Origin of the sequence: Marinomonas sp. NPDC078689 (genome assembly GCF_044542435.1) — a bacterium.
GTDB classification, from domain to species: Bacteria; Pseudomonadota; Gammaproteobacteria; order Pseudomonadales; family Marinomonadaceae; genus Marinomonas; species Marinomonas arenicola.
The window spans coordinates 632,873-649,520 of record NZ_JBITUJ010000001.1 but is presented as its reverse complement, the minus strand read 5'-3'; the positions used below and the strand labels follow the sequence as shown (position 1 = coordinate 649,520).

At 45.0% G+C, this 16,648-nt stretch carries 16 protein-coding genes; 11 read left to right on the top strand and 5 right to left on the bottom strand.

The window, feature by feature from the left end; genetic code table 11:
- Positions 1 to 56: 56 nt before the first annotated feature.
- The 8 genes from ACIGBN_RS02965 (at position 57) to ACIGBN_RS02930 (ending at position 8,829) form a co-directional block, all read left to right on the top strand.
- Positions 57 to 767: a pseudouridine synthase gene (locus tag ACIGBN_RS02965; RefSeq protein WP_396663563.1), complete on the top strand. Its 711-nt coding sequence runs from the start codon at positions 57 to 59 to the stop codon at positions 765 to 767.
- Positions 703 to 1,098 (top strand): NUDIX domain-containing protein, encoded by a 396-nt coding sequence (locus ACIGBN_RS02960; RefSeq protein WP_133001543.1) that lies wholly within the window; start codon positions 703 to 705, stop codon positions 1,096 to 1,098. The genes ACIGBN_RS02965 and ACIGBN_RS02960 overlap by 65 nt, the downstream gene beginning before the upstream one ends.
- 72 nt (positions 1,099 to 1,170) lie before the next feature.
- Positions 1,171 to 2,298: a tRNA 2-thiouridine(34) synthase MnmA gene (gene mnmA / locus ACIGBN_RS02955; protein WP_133001544.1), complete on the top strand. Its 1,128-nt coding sequence runs from the start codon at positions 1,171 to 1,173 to the stop codon at positions 2,296 to 2,298.
- 32 nt (positions 2,299 to 2,330) lie between these two features.
- Positions 2,331 to 2,960, top strand: a complete 630-nt coding sequence (hflD, locus tag ACIGBN_RS02950) for a high frequency lysogenization protein HflD (RefSeq protein ID WP_133001545.1) — start codon at positions 2,331 to 2,333, stop codon at positions 2,958 to 2,960.
- 269 nt (positions 2,961 to 3,229) lie between these two features.
- The gene (locus ACIGBN_RS02945; RefSeq protein ID WP_341562618.1) at positions 3,230 to 5,452 is read left to right on the top strand and encodes an NADP-dependent isocitrate dehydrogenase; all 2,223 of its coding nucleotides are present in this window, start codon (positions 3,230 to 3,232) and stop codon (positions 5,450 to 5,452) included.
- A gap of 218 nt (positions 5,453 to 5,670) precedes the next feature.
- A complete protein-coding gene (gene purB, locus ACIGBN_RS02940; protein WP_396663560.1) occupies positions 5,671 to 7,041 on the top strand; it encodes an adenylosuccinate lyase in 1,371 nt (456 codons plus the stop codon).
- 111 nt (positions 7,042 to 7,152) lie between these two features.
- Positions 7,153 to 8,400 (top strand): cupin domain-containing protein, encoded by a 1,248-nt coding sequence (locus tag ACIGBN_RS02935; RefSeq protein ID WP_133001548.1) that lies wholly within the window; start codon positions 7,153 to 7,155, stop codon positions 8,398 to 8,400.
- A gap of 12 nt (positions 8,401 to 8,412) precedes the next feature.
- Positions 8,413 to 8,829, top strand: a complete 417-nt coding sequence (locus ACIGBN_RS02930) for a GNAT family N-acetyltransferase (RefSeq protein WP_396663557.1) — start codon at positions 8,413 to 8,415, stop codon at positions 8,827 to 8,829.
- 123 nt (positions 8,830 to 8,952) lie between these two features.
- Here ACIGBN_RS02930 and ACIGBN_RS02925 read toward each other — a convergent pair whose 3' ends face one another.
- Positions 8,953 to 9,573, bottom strand: a complete 621-nt coding sequence (locus tag ACIGBN_RS02925; protein WP_133001550.1) for an FKBP-type peptidyl-prolyl cis-trans isomerase — start codon at positions 9,571 to 9,573, stop codon at positions 8,953 to 8,955.
- Positions 9,574 to 9,742: 169 nt separating this feature from the next.
- On the opposite strand from ACIGBN_RS02925, the gene ACIGBN_RS02920 reads away from it, so the two are divergent.
- From ACIGBN_RS02920 to ACIGBN_RS02910, 3 genes are all read left to right on the top strand, one after another.
- On the top strand, positions 9,743 to 9,955 hold the full coding sequence (locus ACIGBN_RS02920) for a hypothetical protein (RefSeq protein WP_133001551.1): 213 nt from the start codon (positions 9,743 to 9,745) through the stop codon (positions 9,953 to 9,955).
- A 41-nt stretch (positions 9,956 to 9,996) separates the two neighbouring features.
- Positions 9,997 to 10,479: a universal stress protein gene (locus ACIGBN_RS02915; protein ID WP_133001552.1), complete on the top strand. Its 483-nt coding sequence runs from the start codon at positions 9,997 to 9,999 to the stop codon at positions 10,477 to 10,479.
- Between the two features lie 67 nt (positions 10,480 to 10,546).
- On the top strand, positions 10,547 to 12,520 hold the full coding sequence (locus tag ACIGBN_RS02910) for a DNA topoisomerase III (RefSeq protein WP_396663554.1): 1,974 nt from the start codon (positions 10,547 to 10,549) through the stop codon (positions 12,518 to 12,520).
- Between the two features lie 61 nt (positions 12,521 to 12,581).
- Here ACIGBN_RS02910 and ACIGBN_RS02905 read toward each other — a convergent pair whose 3' ends face one another.
- The 4 genes from ACIGBN_RS02905 to ACIGBN_RS02890 form a co-directional block, all read right to left on the bottom strand.
- On the bottom strand, positions 12,582 to 13,202 hold the full coding sequence (locus ACIGBN_RS02905; RefSeq protein ID WP_133001554.1) for a LysE family translocator: 621 nt from the start codon (positions 13,200 to 13,202) through the stop codon (positions 12,582 to 12,584).
- A 92-nt stretch (positions 13,203 to 13,294) separates the two neighbouring features.
- The gene (locus ACIGBN_RS02900) at positions 13,295 to 14,086 is read right to left on the bottom strand and encodes a hypothetical protein (protein ID WP_396663552.1); all 792 of its coding nucleotides are present in this window, start codon (positions 14,084 to 14,086) and stop codon (positions 13,295 to 13,297) included.
- 76 nt (positions 14,087 to 14,162) lie between these two features.
- Entirely contained in the window at positions 14,163 to 14,894 is a 732-nt protein-coding gene (locus tag ACIGBN_RS02895) for a hypothetical protein (protein ID WP_396663550.1), read from the bottom strand.
- Between the two features lie 165 nt (positions 14,895 to 15,059).
- On the bottom strand, positions 15,060 to 16,634 hold the full coding sequence (locus ACIGBN_RS02890) for an inorganic phosphate transporter (RefSeq protein WP_133001557.1): 1,575 nt from the start codon (positions 16,632 to 16,634) through the stop codon (positions 15,060 to 15,062).
- Positions 16,635 to 16,648 lie beyond the last annotated feature (14 nt).

The window sequence follows — 16,648 nt, the reverse complement described above, 5'->3', positions numbered from 1 at the left end:
CGCCTGACAATTCAACCTCTTAACACAGCAACTTTACGATTTAGATTTGCCCATACATGCCCTCAAATTTGATTTTATTTAATAAACCTTTTCGAGTACTGAGCCAATTTTCCACTGACGACGGAAAAAGCACACTGGCAGATTTTATCAATGTGCCAGAATTTTATGCCGCCGGGCGACTAGATTATGACTCTGAAGGGTTAATGCTTTTAACCAATCAAGGAGCGATTCAACACATTGTCGCCTCCCCCAGTTTCAAATGGCCGAAAACCTATTGGGTACAAGTCGAAGGTGAAATCACCGACGCCGCACTGCAACAACTCAGACAAGGCGTTGAACTAAAAGACGGCCTAACAAAACCCGCTCAAGCGGAGAGAATGTCTGCGCCAGACGTTTGGCCAAGAGTCCCTCCTGTTCGTCACCGTGAAGCCATTCCTACTAGCTGGATCAGCCTACAAATCAAGGAAGGAAAGAACCGACAAGTGCGGCGCATGACGGCATCGGTAGGGTTTCCCACTCTGCGTTTAATTCGCTACGCCATTGGCCCTTACACACTAGACAAGCTACCCTCGGGCGAATGGATACACACAGAACCAAGCACAGAATTACTGAACGAGGTGACACATTTTGAGCAACAAAGAAAGAGGAAGACTGCCGCACCTGACCGTCGCCGCTCTAGTCAAAAAAGACCAGCAGTATCTCATGGTGAAGGAATGGCAAAACGGAACACTCGTCCTCAATCAGCCAGCCGGACACGTAGAAAATAACGAAAGCTTGTTAGACGCCGTGATTAGAGAGACAAAAGAAGAAGCTGGCTGGCTCGTCAAACCCATTGGCTTACTTGGCTTTTACGCCTTCACGCCTTTTGAAGGCGCAGACACCTATCATCGTGTCTGCGTTTTGTGTGAACCCGTTGCGCCTACCAATACAAGCCTTGACCCAGACATAGTGTCGTCCCATTGGCTCACGTACGAAGAGATACTGTTAGAGCCGCATCGCAGCCCTTTAATCAAAACCTGTCTTGAAGATTCATTAAATAACCCCATTATCTCCTTATCTTTCTTGTCAGATCAGCACTTGGTGGCTGTGCCCAGATAAGAAAAATACAGTACAATGATGACATCCTTTTCATTGAGGCAATGCCTCTTCACAGTAGAGTAAAAATAGGTCATGACTGAACAACGAACCCCCGTAGACTCATCGACTAACCACGACAAAAAAGTCATCGTAGGTATGTCTGGTGGTGTAGATTCATCCGTATCAGCGCTTATCCTGATGCAGCAGGGGTACCAAGTTGAAGGCCTATTCATGAAGAACTGGGACGAAGATGATGGCACCGAATACTGCACGGCAAAAGACGATCTAGCGGACGCTCAAGCGGTTTCTGACAAGCTGGGCATCAAGCTCCACACGGCCAATTTTGCAGCAGAATACTGGGACAACGTTTTTGAGCACTTTCTTGCAGAATACAAAGCAGGCCGCACTCCTAACCCAGACATTTTATGCAATAAAGAAATCAAATTTAAAGCCTTTCTTGAGTACGCAATCGAATTGGGCGCAGACTATATTGCAACCGGTCATTACGTACGTCGTGGCGAACGCAATGGCGAACCCGTGCTATTGAAAGGCTTAGATGCCAACAAAGACCAAAGTTACTTCCTGCACGCGGTTGGTAAAGATGAAATTGCCAAAACCCTGTTTCCTGTTGGTGAACTAGAAAAACCAGAAGTTCGTCGTTTAGCAGAAGAATTTGGCTTAATCACCCACAACAAAAAAGACAGCACTGGCATCTGTTTTATTGGTGAACGTCGCTTTAAAGATTTCTTAGAGCAATACCTGCCTGCTCAGCCTGGGGACATTGAAACACTCAGCGGCGATAAAATTGGCCGCCACTTTGGCTTGATGTACCACACCATTGGCCAACGCCAAGGCTTAGGCATTGGTGGCTTATCCAATTACCCTGACGAACCTTGGTATGTAGTAGAAAAAGACTTAGATAGAAACGTATTGCTCGTCACTCAAGGCGGCCAACATGAGTCTTTGTTTAAAACACACTTGATTGCCGACAACTTTGACTGGGTTGCGCGCACCAAACCAAGCTTCCCACTGACCTGCAAAGCAAAATGCCGTTATCGCCAAGCAGATCAAGATTGCACCATCACAGAATTAACCGATGGCCGAGTTGAAGTGTCATTTATTGAACCGCAACGCGCCATTACACCAGGACAATCCGTCGTTTTTTACCTAGACGATTTATGTTTAGGCGGCGGTATTATCAATGTCGCTTTTAACAAATAAACCATGCCTATTACTGTGAGAGACCGTTTATTGTGAGTCAACGAGAAAAAGAGCAAACCATTGCCCTATCCGCTATTTTTCAGGCGGCCGAACTTGTGGCTACTTTAGCAAAAACAGGCCAGATAGATAACGATGGCTTAAAGCCTTTGATCAACAGCATATTACTCGTCAACGCAGACGCGACAGAGGATATCTATGGCGGTCAATGGGATTGTCAGAGCAACCTTGCCTTGGGCCGACGCATCACTCGCCAAGCCCTAGGTAAGGAGCGCAGCAGTGTGAACCCAGACACTTTGCGTTACGCACTGAGTCTCATACATTTAGAAAGTAAGCTGCAAAAGTCCCCTGATGTGTTATCCGCTCTAGGGCAAGGCATCAGTCAGTTAGATCGCCAAAAAGCGCATTATGAAGACATTCTTCATGAAAATATGATCGCGGCCATCTCTGGCATTTACCAAGATTCCTTGAGCAAGCTGTCATTTCGCATTCAAGTTCATGGCGACAGCCGCTTCTTACAGCAGCCAACCATCGCCAACCAAGTACGTGCAACTTTATTGGCTGGCATCCGTGCCGCCATGCTTTGGCGTCAACTTGGTGGCAAACGCTGGCATTTGATTTTTAAAAGAAAATCCTTACTAAATGCGCTAGAAGCGCGAAACTAGCATCCAAAAAAAGACCGATTAAGGTCTTTTTTTTGCTCTGCTTTTTTCACGCTAAAAAAGCCAAAAGTTAATCATTGCAACACCTTGATTAAATGAGAATAACTCACATCTATTATGAGTATATTTTTATCCAATATCTCTGCCATTTATTTTTAGGTAGTATATTGGCCAAAATAATCATTAGCACATCGATATATTTTGAGAATGGAGACCATAAGTCGCCTTCTTCTTTTAATTTGCCACATAGCCTTAAATGTTAGGGGAATTACATGTCTACAAAACAAACTATTTATTATACCTTCACCGATGAAGCGCCAGCACTGGCGACGGCTTCTTTGCTGCCTATCTTTGGCGCCTTTGCAAAAGAAGCAGACATCGAATTGAAACTGACTGACATTTCTTTGGCTAGTCGTGTAATTTCCGCTTTTGCTGATAAGCTACCTGCTGACAAACAAGCAGAAGACGGTCTTAAATTTCTTGGCGATTTGACGGCTGACCCTGAAGCAAACATTGTTAAATTACCTAACATCAGTGCCTCTCTGCCTCAGCTATACGCCACTATCAAAGAATTGAACGCAGAAGGCTACGGTCTTCCTGAATACCCAGAAAACCCACAGACTGAAGAAGACAAAGACGTACTTGCTCGCTACTCCAAAGTACTAGGCAGCGCAGTAAACCCTGTATTACGTCAAGGTAACTCAGACCGTCGCGCACCAGCAGCGGTTAAAAACTTCGCTCGTAAGAACCCTCATTCAATGGGCAAATGGAGCAAAACCTCTGTTTCGCACGTTGATTACATGCGCGACGGTGATTTTTACTCTTCTGAGCAGTCCGTTACTATGGATTCCGCGCAAACCGTTAACATCGAATTCGTGAAAAAAGACGGCTCTGTTGAACTGAAAAAATCTTTGCCGCTTCTTGCTGGCGAAATCATCGATAGCATGAACATCAACTGCACTAAACTGCGTGCCTTCTTTGAAGCTTCCCTACAAGAAGCAAAAGAAGACAACATCATGTGGTCTGTGCATCTAAAAGCCACCATGATGAAAGTGTCTCACCCTATCGTATTTGGTCACGCGGTAACGGTTTTCTACAAAGACGTTTTTGAAAAATACGGTGAATTGTTTAAAGAAATCGGTGTTAACCCAAACAACGGTCTGGGTAGCGTTTACGATAAAATCCAAACTTTACCTGAAGCGAAACAAGAAGAAATCAAACAAGCGATTCAAGACGTTTACAAAACTCGTCCTGAACTGGCCATGGTTGATTCAGACAAAGGCATCACTAACTTGCACGTACCAAGCGACGTGATTGTTGATGCTTCTATGCCTGCGATGATCCGTAACTCTGGTAAAATGTGGGGCCGTGACGGCAAAGCACACGATGCTAAAGCGGTTATTCCTGACAGCACTTACGCACGTATTTACCAAGAAACCATCAACTTCTGTAAAACCAATGGCGCATTCGACCCAGTTACCATGGGCACAGTGCCAAACGTTGGCCTAATGGCTCAAAAAGCAGAAGAATACGGTTCTCACGATAAAACATTCGAAATCGCCGAAGCCGGCACTATGCGCGTTGTTGATGCACAGGGTAACGTCCTAATGCAGCACGCGGTAGAAAAAGGCGATATCTGGCGCGCTTGCCAAACCAAAGACGCTCCAATCCGCGATTGGGTGAAACTGGGCGTGACTCGTGCTCGTCAATCTGACACACCTGCTGTGTTCTGGTTAGAAGAAGCTCGTCCACACGATAACGAACTTCGCAAAAAAGTCGAAAACTACCTAAAAGAACATGACACTGACGGTTTAGACATTCGCATCATGAACTACAACGAAGCGATCCGTTTCTCTATGGAGCGCATCATTCGTGGCCAAGACACTATTTCAGTAACAGGTAACATCCTTCGTGATTACCTAACTGACTTGTTCCCTATCTTGGAATTGGGTACTTCTGCGAAAATGCTGTCTATCGTGCCAATGCTACAAGGTGGCGGCATGTATGAAACAGGCGCTGGCGGTTCTGCTCCTAAGCACGTTCAACAGCTTATGGAAGAAAACCACCTACGTTGGGATTCTCTTGGTGAATTCTTGGCAGTGGCTGTCTCTTTTGAAGAATTGGGCATCAAGCACAATAATGAAAAAGCGAAAATTCTTGCTGCCTGCCTAGACAAAGCAACCGGCAAACTTCTAGACACCAACAAATCACCTTCTCGTAAGGCGGGTGAATTGGACAACCGTGGTAGCCACTTCTACCTAGCGATGTACTGGTCACAAGAATTGGCGGCGCAAACAGACGACGCAACATTGGCGGCGAAATTCGCCCCTCTTGCTAAGCAATTAGCAGACAAGGAAGCAGCGATTGTTGCAGAGCTTGCTGCTGTTCAAGGCAAACCTTCTGGTCTATCTGGTTACTACCACATGGATCTTAACGAAGTAGCTAAGATCATGCGCCCAAGCACTACCTTTAACGATGCTTTAGCAACGCTATAAGCTGAGTTAACGAACAAGAACCAAACGCTTTCAGTTGCGACAAGCAAAAGAAAGCCTGTTCTAACAAATCCCAAGCAGTGCTACTGCTTGGGATTTTTTGTCTGTTCGCCTAACCAGCAGCAACAAAAGCTTACGAATCTCCCCCCTGCCATAGAAGTACGCCCCCCTTTTGCCTATAATAGCGGCTCCCTGAAAACCATGGTCGAGGCGTTATCTCAATGGAATTAACTAGCTTAAACGCGATTTCCCCAATAGACGGTCGTTACGGATCGAAAACCAACGTATTACGTCGCTCAGTAAGCGAATACGGCTTGCTTCGTATGCGTGTCATTGTGGAAGTACGCTGGCTACAGGCTCTTGCCAAACACCCACAAATTATTGAAGTACCAGCACTGAGTGATGAAGCAAACACCTTGCTAGATCAATTGGCTGACAACTTCAGCGAAGCAGACGCTCAAGCGATCAAAGACATTGAGAAAACCACGAACCACGATGTCAAAGCGGTAGAATACTTCATCAAAAACAAAATGGCTGACAACGCTGAACTAGCGGCCATTTCTGAATTTGTTCACTTTGCTTGTACCTCAGAAGACATCAATAACTTGTCTCACGCACTGATGCTACGTGAAGCACTGGAAGAAGGCATTGCTCCAGAGCTAAACAAGGTCATCACGGCGATTCAAGATCTAGCGATTGAGCACGCTGAGCAACCTATGTTGTCTCGTACTCACGGCCAAACAGCCTCTCCTTCTACTGTTGGTAAAGAAATGGCCAACGTAGCAGCACGCCTTAGCCGTCAGCTTAAGCAAATTGAAAGCGTTGAATTTTTAGGCAAAATCAACGGCGCAGTAGGCAACTACAACGCTCACCTTTCTGCTTACCCAGATGTAGATTGGCAAGCCCATGCAGAAGCATTTGTTACTTCTTTAGGCTTGTCTTGGAACCCTTACACAACGCAAATCGAACCGCATGACTACATTGCTGAATTGTACGATGCGATTTGTCGCTTCAACACCATTCTGATCGACTTTGATCGTGACGTTTGGGGCTACATCTCAATGGGCTTTTTCAAGCAAAAAACCATTGCGGGCGAAATCGGCTCTTCTACTATGCCGCATAAAGTTAACCCAATCGACTTCGAAAACTCCGAAGGCAACTTGGGCATTGCGAATGCCATCATGGGCCACTTGAGCGCGAAATTGCCAATCTCTCGCTGGCAGCGTGACCTAACAGACTCTACGGTTCTGCGTAACCTAGGTGTTGGTCTAGCGCACAGCTTGATTGCTTACCAAGCAACACTGAAAGGCATCAGCAAATTGGAAATCAATGCGCCGCGTCTTGATGCAGACTTAAACAACGCTTGGGAAGTGTTGGCTGAGCCAATCCAAACCGTTATGCGTCGTTACGGCATCGAATCACCATACGAGAAGCTAAAAGAACTAACCCGCGGTCGTACCATTGACCAAGCGACCATTGAAGCTTTCGTTGATACATTAGAAATGCCTGAAGAAGCCAAAGCGGAGCTTAAAAAGCTAACGCCAGCGACTTATATTGGTAACGCGGTTGCTCAAGCAAAAGCCATTCGCTAACGCTTAACAACGAACTTACCCAGTAATTCCTTTGTGAAAAAAGAGCCGATTTATCGGCTCTTTTTTGTCACCTCCCCCGACGATTTTCTCTTTCATTAGAGTGAGTGATTTATGACAGATTTAGACACGCCATTAACCCTATTAGGCGGCATGACAGCCCGTACTTTTCTGGCCGAATATTGGCAGAAAAAGCCTCTTTTAATTCGCTCAGGTTTGGTGGATTTTACCCTTCCTCTGGACGCCGACGAATTAGCAGGCATGGCCATGGAAGAAGATGTCGAGTCACGCATTGTCATCGAAAATGGCAAAACACCATGGGAATTACTGCAAGGTCCGTTTGACGAAAGCACTTTTGCCAACTTACCAGAAAAAGAATGGACGCTATTGGTTCAAGCCGTTGATCATTGGGTTCCTGAGGTTCAAGCTCTTAAAGAGCAATTTCAGTTTTTACCCAGCTGGCGCCTCGACGATGTCATGATCAGCTACGCCACCCAAGGTGGCAGCGTAGGCCCTCATTATGACCAATACGATGTGTTTCTCGTTCAAGTCGCTGGCAAGCGCCGCTGGCAAGTCTTGGCACCAGATCAATATCAAGACACTGCAATAAAAGACATCTCTCTACACATATTGGACAACTTCCCTGTGGACGACTCTATGGACTGGGAGTTAGAAACAGGTGATATCCTTTATCTGCCACCTAATTATGCGCACAACGGTCGCTCATTAGACAACGATTGCATGACCTACTCGATCGGTTTTCGTGCGCCAAGTATGCAAGATGCACTAACAGGACTGCGCGATAAAATCTGTGACAACGTCAATGAGAAAGACCGCTTTGCAGCGCCTGAGTCAGGCTCACGCACTCACAGCGCACAAATCACCCAGGACGATATCCGCTATCTACAGACAGAACTTACCCGCCTGATCAAGCAACCAGACAAGCTGGCTCAATGGTTGGGCGAAACCATGAGTGAAAGCAAATACCCTGAGTATTTAGCCCCTCTAAATCAACAGGAACTGGAGCAGGCTTACGCAAACGCATTGGCCGGCAACACCTTTATTCGACCTGGCGACGCGCGCATCAGCTATTATGATCCTTCGGCGCTTTATTCTGGTGAGCAACAAACCTTAGAAGGGGTTGACTCAGAGCCACTTGAAAACCCATCTATTACGGTTTTTTGTAATGGTGATAGCCTCTCAGTTCATCAACAATTGGCTATTTTCATTCAAGCCATTTGCAACCAAACTGAGTTTGATTTCTCTGGATTAGATCTAGAGCAAGACAGTGACTTACCCCCTTTATTACGCTTTTTGATTCGCCAGCAAGGCTTAATCGAGCTCACTGCTTCTGAAGAATAAAAGGACGGCACTTTGAACGTATTAACCTCAGACTGGAACAGTAGCAAAGCCCAACTCGTCTTTGTCAGAAAGCAGGTCTTTATTATTGAACAAGGCATTCCGCCAGAAGATGAATGGGATGAACACGATCAAGATGCCGTGCATTTTGTCTCTTTCGGAACGACCGCGGTTCCCACAGGCGTGTGCCGCTTATTAGCAGACGGTCATATCGGTCGCTTAGCGGTGTTGCCCGCTTATCGTCAGCAAGGTTATGCCAGTATGTTGCTGCGCAAAGCCATACAAGTCGCACGAGAGATGGGCATCAAAAAAGTATTTTTAGACGCGCAAGTAGAAGCACAAGCTTTCTATGAAAAACACAACTTTACCAGCGATGGTAAGGTTTTTTTAGACGCTACGAAACTGCACGTACACATGGAAAGAGAGATTTAACGCCGATAGGAAGCTAAATCGTGACTATATCGTGTTAAAAAAATTCCATAAAAAAAGCGAGTTGCCCTATTTAGGCCAACTCGCTTTTTTATGTTCTTTTGCTTAATTACACCAAACGGCTAATTAAACAACAGCAATCAATTCAACATCAAACTGAAGAACAGAATGCGGCTGAATCATAGCGCCAGCGCCTTGTGCACCGTAAGCCAATTCAGCCGGGATAGTCAGACGGTATTTCGCGCCTTCTTTCATCAACTGAAGACCTTCAGTCCAACCAGCAATCACACCCGTTAGAGGGAATTCAATTGGCTCGCCACGAGCAATAGAGCTATCAAATACTTGACCGTCAAGCAGACGACCTTCGTAATGTACACGAACAGTAGACTCTAGTGCTGGAGTAGCGCCAGTACCTTCTTCAAGCACTTCGTACTGAAGACCGCTTTCTGTTACTTGAATGCCAGCTTTTGCTTTGTTTTCTGCAAGGAAAGCTTCACCCGCTTGGATGTTTCCTTCAGAAGCAACACGGCTCTTCTCTTCCATTTTTTGTTGAAGCTCTGCAAATGCCGCTTCAAGTTCAGCACCAGGAACACGCATTTCAGCACCGTTCAACGCATCTTCAATCGCAGCAAAAAGATGAGTTAGAGACAATTCACCAAGATCACTACCACGTAGTTGGTCACCAATTTGACGACCAATGCCGTATGCGATTTTAGATTCGTTTGAGTCGAACGACAGTTCAGACATAGTTAGCTCTCTTATCTGTTAAAAATTTGAGGCCGTATCATAACATAGCCCTACCAGCAGAACATTACCCCGAAACACGCAAACCGTAAGAAGTTAAAATAGAATTTGCAAATGATAGTGATTATCATTTATTATTGGCATATCGCAATGGACTAAAGGAAGCGGCGCCATGAAAGCCAAGATATTTATACCGCAAATCATCAAACACAAAGACGCAAAAAGACCTCGAGATTATTGGGGAATGCTATTTGTCGGGCTGGTTTTTGCCGCATTGATGGGCAGCTTCTTAATCGATAGTCACAGAGACAACGCCAACTTAAAAATCGCTCTCTCTTCCACCGCGTCACTAAGCATTGATTCAGGTCAGCATTATAAAAGCTAACAAGCCTATACTTTATAGATATTAAAAAAAGGAGAATTACTATGTTGGCCCCCATTAATACCATCCTTTATGCTTGCGACCTAGAAGGCAACACACAATCAGCTCTAGAGTTGGTCATGAATCTTTCTCTGGCACACAAAGCAAATGTCATCATCATGCATTCTTTAGAACCGCTCAATGCTCAAGCCAGTAATATGGTTTACAACTATGTCTCCGCTGAAACCTCTAAGAAAATGCAAGAAGAGGCGATAAGAAGCGTAAAAGAACGAATGGATCAACAACTTGACCGCTTTATGGATGACCACAAAGAAGAGCTTGCAGCCCTCAAAACGCCACCAGAAAGACTCATAGTCCACGCGGTTCCATCAGACGCAATCAAACGAACTGCAGAAGAAAGAAACGTTGACCTTATTGTCATGAATAGCCGAACACACAGCCGTATTGGACAATTACTGATTGGCTCTACGGCCAATAACGTTATCCATCACAGCAACATCCCAGTCCTAGTGGTACCAATAAAATAACCCTAACCCTAGTCAGATCGCACTATCTTGGATACACTTACTGTATATATAAACAGTAAGTGTACTCATGATTCTTTATATTGCCGAAAAACCCAGCTTAGCTCGCGCCATTGCTGCCGCCCTTCCTACTCCACAAAAGAAAGAAGATGGCTGTATTTGGCTTCCCAATGGCGATTGTGTCAGTTGGTGTATTGGTCACTTGCTTGAGCAAGCAGAGCCGCATCAATACAATCCTGCGTTTAAGTCTTGGAACTTAGAGCACTTACCTATTATCCCCACAGAATGGAAATGGCAAGAAAAGGCCGCCACTAAAAAACAGCTTTCTGTGTTAAAAAAATTAATTAAAAAAGCCTCTGTATTGGTTCATGCTGGCGATCCGGATCGCGAAGGACAGCTGCTTGTGGATGAGGTCTTACACTACACCAAGGTGCCAGCGCAAAAGCTTAAAAACACCCAGCGTTTACTCGTCAACGATTTGACGCCTTCGGCGGTCAAAAAAGCCCTTGGCAACTTACGCCCCAATACGGAGTTTTCAGCCCTTTCAAGATCCGCCCTAGGACGTGCCCGTGCCGATTGGTTATTTGGCCTCAATCTCACGCGTGCCTACACCATTAGAGGACGTCAGGCTGGCTATCAAGGCGTGCTGTCTATCGGCCGAGTGCAAACCCCTATTTTAGGGCTAGTGGCCGCCAGAGACAAAGAACGAGAAACTTTTGTAGCAAAAGATTTTTACCAAGTCTGGGCCAACATAGAAGATAAAAAAGGCAACCGATTCCGTGCAAAATGGTTACCAAGCGAATCATGCCAACCCTATATGGACGAAGAAAATCGAGTATTAAGCCGACCTCTTGCTCAAAATGTTGCGACTCGCATTACGAATAAACCCGCGATCGTGAGCGCGGCAAATTACCAGCAAAAAAAGCAAGCCCCACCTTTGCCTTATAGTTTATCTGCGTTGCAAATTGACGCGGCGAAAGCATTTTCTCTATCCGCCCAACAAGTGCTGGATATCTGCCAGACACTCTACGAGCGCCATCAAATAATCACCTACCCAAGGTCCGATTGTCGCTACCTGCCTAATCAACAGCACAAAGACGCTCCAGCCATTATAAAGGCGCTTAGCAATGGCGAAGGCGAGCTTGCTGAAGGCGCTCGTGCCGCGGATTCTGCTAGGAAAAGCAAAGCCTGGAATGACAAGCAGGTCAGCGCACACCACGCTATTATTCCGACTACTCAGTCTTACAAAATGGCGTCTTTATCCAAAACAGAAGCGCTGGTTTTTTCACTCATTGCACGCCAATACTTAATGCAGTTCTACCCTGATTACGACTATCTATCATCGCAAATAAAATTAATCATTGAAGGCGGGCAATTTGAAGCCAAAGGAAATACGCCCATTGCCCTAGGCTGGAAAGCGCTTTTACCCAGTAAGAGCAAAGCCAAAAGCCAGAGCGACGAAGAGCAGAGCGAACTCCCAAAATTGACTAAAGGGGAAGAAACTTGGTGCTATGAAGGCTCCGTTGATGAAAAAGTCACCACACCGCCTGCCGCGTTCACCGATGCGACACTGCTTGCGGCAATGACAGGGATCAGCCGCTTTGTGACCGATAAGGACATTCGTGCTATTTTGAAAGAAACCGATGGATTAGGTACAGAGGCCACTCGAGCCAGTATTATTGAGCTGCTTTTCAAACGTGGTTTTCTGACCCGACAAGGGAAACAAATTCATGCCAGCAAAACTGGCCGCGCCTTTATTGACTGCTTACCAGAACAATTAGTGACGCCTGACATGACCGCGAAATGGGAATCTGCTCTAAACGCCATCAGCTTAGGGGAAGCCAGCTATCAAACCTTTATGGAGAGTCTGGAAAAGAATTTAGCGGAGTTACTCGATAAATCACGAGAAATGCCAACAACAGCACTCAAAAACTTGCCTGCTCCGACCAAAAAAGCCTTCACCAAACGCAAAAGTACGCGACAAGCAAGCACCAAGAAAGCGGCAGGCTCAAACGCAAGAAGACGCTCGAAAGCGTCTTCTTAATCTCAGTTTGTTAACCGCTTTTTAGCGCTAAAAAAGCAAGCCAATCCACCGTCATCAAGTATTAACCAATGGCCAACCAACCACCGACAAAAATCATTAAGGTGCCCGCTACACGGTTCATGATTCGCACGTTTCCGCTTTTCATTAACACAGATCTCAATGTTCGACCTCCCATGGCATAAATAACGAGGCAGGTAAATTCAAGGCAAAGTATGATCGCGATTAACACCACTAATTGGCTTGCTAGTGGTTGTGATGAATCTAGAAATGGTGGCAATAATGCCACAAAAAACGCCCACCCTTTCGGGTTGGCTATCGCAGTAACAAAGCCTTGAGAAATCAGCTCAAATGAGGTGGCAGCGACACCACCCTCTTCTTGCGCCTTGATCGCCATTTTGCCTTTAGACAACCACATTTGAATACCAATATAAGCAAGATAGAGACCGCCCATGGCTTTCAGGACGGAAAAAGCGGTTGGATAATTGAGTAATAACGCTGCGACACCAATCGCCGAGAGTGTCGCCACTGTCGCAACCCCCGTTAGCTCTCCTAACATCATCCATAATGCGCGTTTCACACCAATTGTCATTCCCAATGTCATAGCAAGTGTCATGCACATACCAGGAGTAATGGAAACAAAAAAGAAGGTTGGAATAAACGCCGATAAAAGAGCTAAGTTCACACAATATCCTCACTAATTAATAACAACAGATGCCCCTGCTTCACGCGTATAAGCAAAGCCTAGGAAGATGAAAATAACAGGAAAAGCCTCGTCTAGAAATGTTTCTTTTTCTTAAACTCCGTCTCATCAATAAACTTATCCCACTCTTGGTTCAGTGCACCTTCTGCAGGCTCTGGAGCCGTTCCTTTTAAAGCATCTTTAATGTCCCCCCCTGAAGAAGCTTGCTGGGCACTTTCTACTTCATCAATCAGACTGTTATATTGTTTAATGGCGGTTTTGGCTTCCACCGTTCCTTTAATAGGCGCTAACTGTATTAATGCCTCTTTATAAGAAGCGATCGCTTTTTCATAATTACCAGATAAAAAGGACTGACGAGCAGCGTAAGCATGTAGATCCGCCTTCACCTTATATTTGTAAAAACGAAGCAAGTTTGAATAACGAGTGACCACGTCACTGTTCAAGGTTTTGTCTTTTTCTGATTGTTTCAAAAACAGGTGAAAAGAATCAAACAGACGTTTTAAGTCCATAATCATCAACTCATCATTAATAGGTTTTACTTTGCGCTTTTGTTTGCTCGTTTGGAATTCTGAAGCTTCTTCTGCTGTCAGTTTGCGACGCCGTATTAAGGTCGCATCAGGTTGCAAAGCAATCAAAGCATCATAGATAACGATTAGCCGTGAAAACAACCACAAGCGCATGTCTTTAGGCTGGTATTGAGGGGGAATGTCATCAAGGTAGCGTCGTACCTGTCGAAGCTGATTATTCAAAGCCGCTATTTTTCTGACTTTTTCTAACCGAGCTTGCTCTTTAAATTGGAGGTAGATAGCAAATACAATAAAGCCTCCAATAACCACTAAAAGAACAGAAATGATGATGACAGTCATACTCTACCGTTTACTCTTTTTATTTAAAGATAAATATTTTGACTCGCGACAAAAGCACTTTTAGCGGGTTAGTCATCTATGCATGCTTCTGATCCATCTCAGTATCAAGTTGGCTAGATGCCGTACTATGTTTAAATAACATATCCTCAACAGTAGAAATGTGCGATTTCACCACACAAACCTCTTCAGATACATTTTCAATAACCGCCACTTTCTCAATTTCAGCCAGCGCCGTACGGTAATTTTCTAGAGCCTTGGCTTTTCTATCAGCCGCCAAATCCACCTTGGCCTGATGCAACAACCAATCATAATGCACCAAACAATGAGAATAACGAACCAATTCAATTTGCCGTTTGGCACTTCTGTGATCTATAACATGCTGAATTGAAAATTCTCTTAATAGCGTCGGTAAAAAACGCAGCGAATTTTGTATTTTTGTACAATGCGTTGCACTCGCCACCTTCTCTCTTTTGCTATTTTGAATATCTTCTTTCAACTGCCTTCTTAATTCTGCGAGCTCTGGCAAGGCAGACATTAACTCGGGCGCTTCAACACGCTTATTAACAATACGAGGAACAATAGAGTGCAAATAATCAATTAGTAGTATTTTTGTTTCAATCGGAAAATACCGATCGGGCACCGATTCAAGAGTTGAAATAAGGCGATAGCTTCTAGCGATAAGCTTATCCACCACTTTATTCTTACTAAGATTCTGTTTCTTTTGCCAGGAAACCAATGCAAAGGCCGTTATTAGAAACACAATTCCAACAATAAAAACAATCGCGAATACAATGCTGACTTGATACATTTTGTCTGGCCTGCCGATTAATCCCTATCACCCATACTTTTTTATATCATAGAGCCAGAGTGAGAGACACAAAAAAGGCCAGTTAAACTGGCCTTTTTATTGGTAGGGTTAAATCGTTTATGAAGACAAAGTCGCTAGCGCCTTCTCTAAACTGCACGCTATTTACTAACGAGACACGGAGAAACCCAGCAACATATAAAACAACATAGCAGAAAGCAATGCTGAAGCAGGTACGGTAATGACCCAAGCTGCAGCAATTCGAATCAGCGCAGAACGCTTAACCAATTCTTTCTTAGTGGCTTTTTTAAGGCCTTTACGCTCTTCTTTAGAAATTGGCGAATCGGCTCTTGCTGCTTTTAGCTCTTTAAGAATAAGGCGCTTCTGGTCAACATCGGCTTCGGTAAAGCGTTTTACAAATGCCTGAGTCTCGTCAACACCCAATCCCGCATTTTGAGAATGCTTAATAATGGCTGCAATTTTCTTATCGTAAGACTGCTTCAAGTATTCACGTAAAAAGCCTACACCAAAAATACCACCAACAGCGATATGCGTAGAACTCACTGGTAGCCCTAGCTGCGATGCAATAATAACGGTAATGGCAGCGGCCATAGCAACACAAAAAGCACGAGTTTTATCCAGCTCAGTAATTTCACTACCAACGGCTTTGATCAACTTAGGACCAAACAACGCAAGACCAATGGCAATACCGATACCACCTACGGCCATAATCCAAAGAGGAATCGGTGCTTTACTTGAGACAGAGCCCGTCATCAAAGCGTCGTTTATCGCAGCTAAAGGCCCAATAGAGTTGGCGACGTCATTCGCACCATGGGCAAAACTTAATAAGGCCGCGGAAGCAATCAATGGAATAGTAAATAAGCTGTTCACAGCGTCTTTATTGTTTTGCAACGAGGCAGCGGCTTTATCGACCATAGGACGCACAATAAAGTACGCCGTTAATGCGATCGCAAACCCGATCAAACCCGCCGTCATTATGTCTAGCTTCCAAAGGTGCTTTAAGCCCTTCATTATCAGGTAAGTAGAAAACGCCCAAACCATCAAGCCGACTAATAAAGGCACGGTTTTTTTCGCCGCTGCGATCATGTCGTTCTTATAGGTAATGGAACGCTTAATATAAATTAAGAATAACGCGGCTATTACCCCTCCCAGCACAGGAGAAATGACCCAACTTGCGACAATCGCCAACAATTGACTCCAGTTGGCGATATCCCAACCACCTGCTGCAATACCTGCTCCTAATACACCACCAACAATCGAGTGGGTTGTAGAAACTGGCGCGCCTAAATAAGTGGCCAAGTTAAGCCAAATAGCACCCGCTAACAAAGCGGCCATCATAATCCAAATGAAGGTTTCTGCATCCGCAATGGCATTCGGATTGATAATGCCTTTTTTGATCGTACCAACAACGCTGCCACCAGCGATGAGAGCGCCTGCGGCTTCAAATACTGCGGCAATTAGAATCGCACCAGTCATCGACAGCGCTTTCGAACCTACCGCTGGACCGACGTTATTCGCGACATCATTAGCACCGATATTCAATGCCATGTAAGCCCCAATCGCCGCAGCGATAGCGAGAATTGAAAGGTTAGAAACCCCAATACCTTGCCATGAAGCATAAAAGCCAGAGACGAATACAAAAGCTAATGCTAGCAGTATGCGGATAAATTCGTTTCCACCCCATAGGGTAGTTTCTTGTTTCGGGTTATTTGTAAGATCCATATAGGCTCATCTTT

What these genes read in the sequence shown, in the direction of transcription:
- ACIGBN_RS02965 (WP_396663563.1), top strand. Translation starts at nt 57, where the DNA reads ATGCCCTCAAATTTGATTTTATTTAATAAACCTTTTCGAGTACTGAGC.
- ACIGBN_RS02960 (WP_133001543.1), top strand. Translation starts at nt 703, where the DNA reads ATGGTGAAGGAATGGCAAAACGGAACACTCGTCCTCAATCAGCCAGCC.
- mnmA (WP_133001544.1), top strand. Translation starts at nt 1,171, where the DNA reads ATGACTGAACAACGAACCCCCGTAGACTCATCGACTAACCACGACAAA.
- ACIGBN_RS02945 (WP_341562618.1), top strand. Translation starts at nt 3,230, where the DNA reads ATGTCTACAAAACAAACTATTTATTATACCTTCACCGATGAAGCGCCA.
- purB (WP_396663560.1), top strand. Translation starts at nt 5,671, where the DNA reads ATGGAATTAACTAGCTTAAACGCGATTTCCCCAATAGACGGTCGTTAC.
- ACIGBN_RS02935 (WP_133001548.1), top strand. Translation starts at nt 7,153, where the DNA reads ATGACAGATTTAGACACGCCATTAACCCTATTAGGCGGCATGACAGCC.
- ACIGBN_RS02925 (WP_133001550.1), bottom strand. Translation starts at nt 9,573, where the DNA reads ATGTCTGAACTGTCGTTCGACTCAAACGAATCTAAAATCGCATACGGC.
- ACIGBN_RS02920 (WP_133001551.1), top strand. Translation starts at nt 9,743, where the DNA reads ATGAAAGCCAAGATATTTATACCGCAAATCATCAAACACAAAGACGCA.
- ACIGBN_RS02915 (WP_133001552.1), top strand. Translation starts at nt 9,997, where the DNA reads ATGTTGGCCCCCATTAATACCATCCTTTATGCTTGCGACCTAGAAGGC.
- ACIGBN_RS02910 (WP_396663554.1), top strand. Translation starts at nt 10,547, where the DNA reads ATGATTCTTTATATTGCCGAAAAACCCAGCTTAGCTCGCGCCATTGCT.
- ACIGBN_RS02900 (WP_396663552.1), bottom strand. Translation starts at nt 14,086, where the DNA reads ATGACTGTCATCATCATTTCTGTTCTTTTAGTGGTTATTGGAGGCTTT.
- ACIGBN_RS02895 (WP_396663550.1), bottom strand. Translation starts at nt 14,894, where the DNA reads ATGTATCAAGTCAGCATTGTATTCGCGATTGTTTTTATTGTTGGAATT.
- ACIGBN_RS02890 (WP_133001557.1), bottom strand. Translation starts at nt 16,634, where the DNA reads ATGGATCTTACAAATAACCCGAAACAAGAAACTACCCTATGGGGTGGA.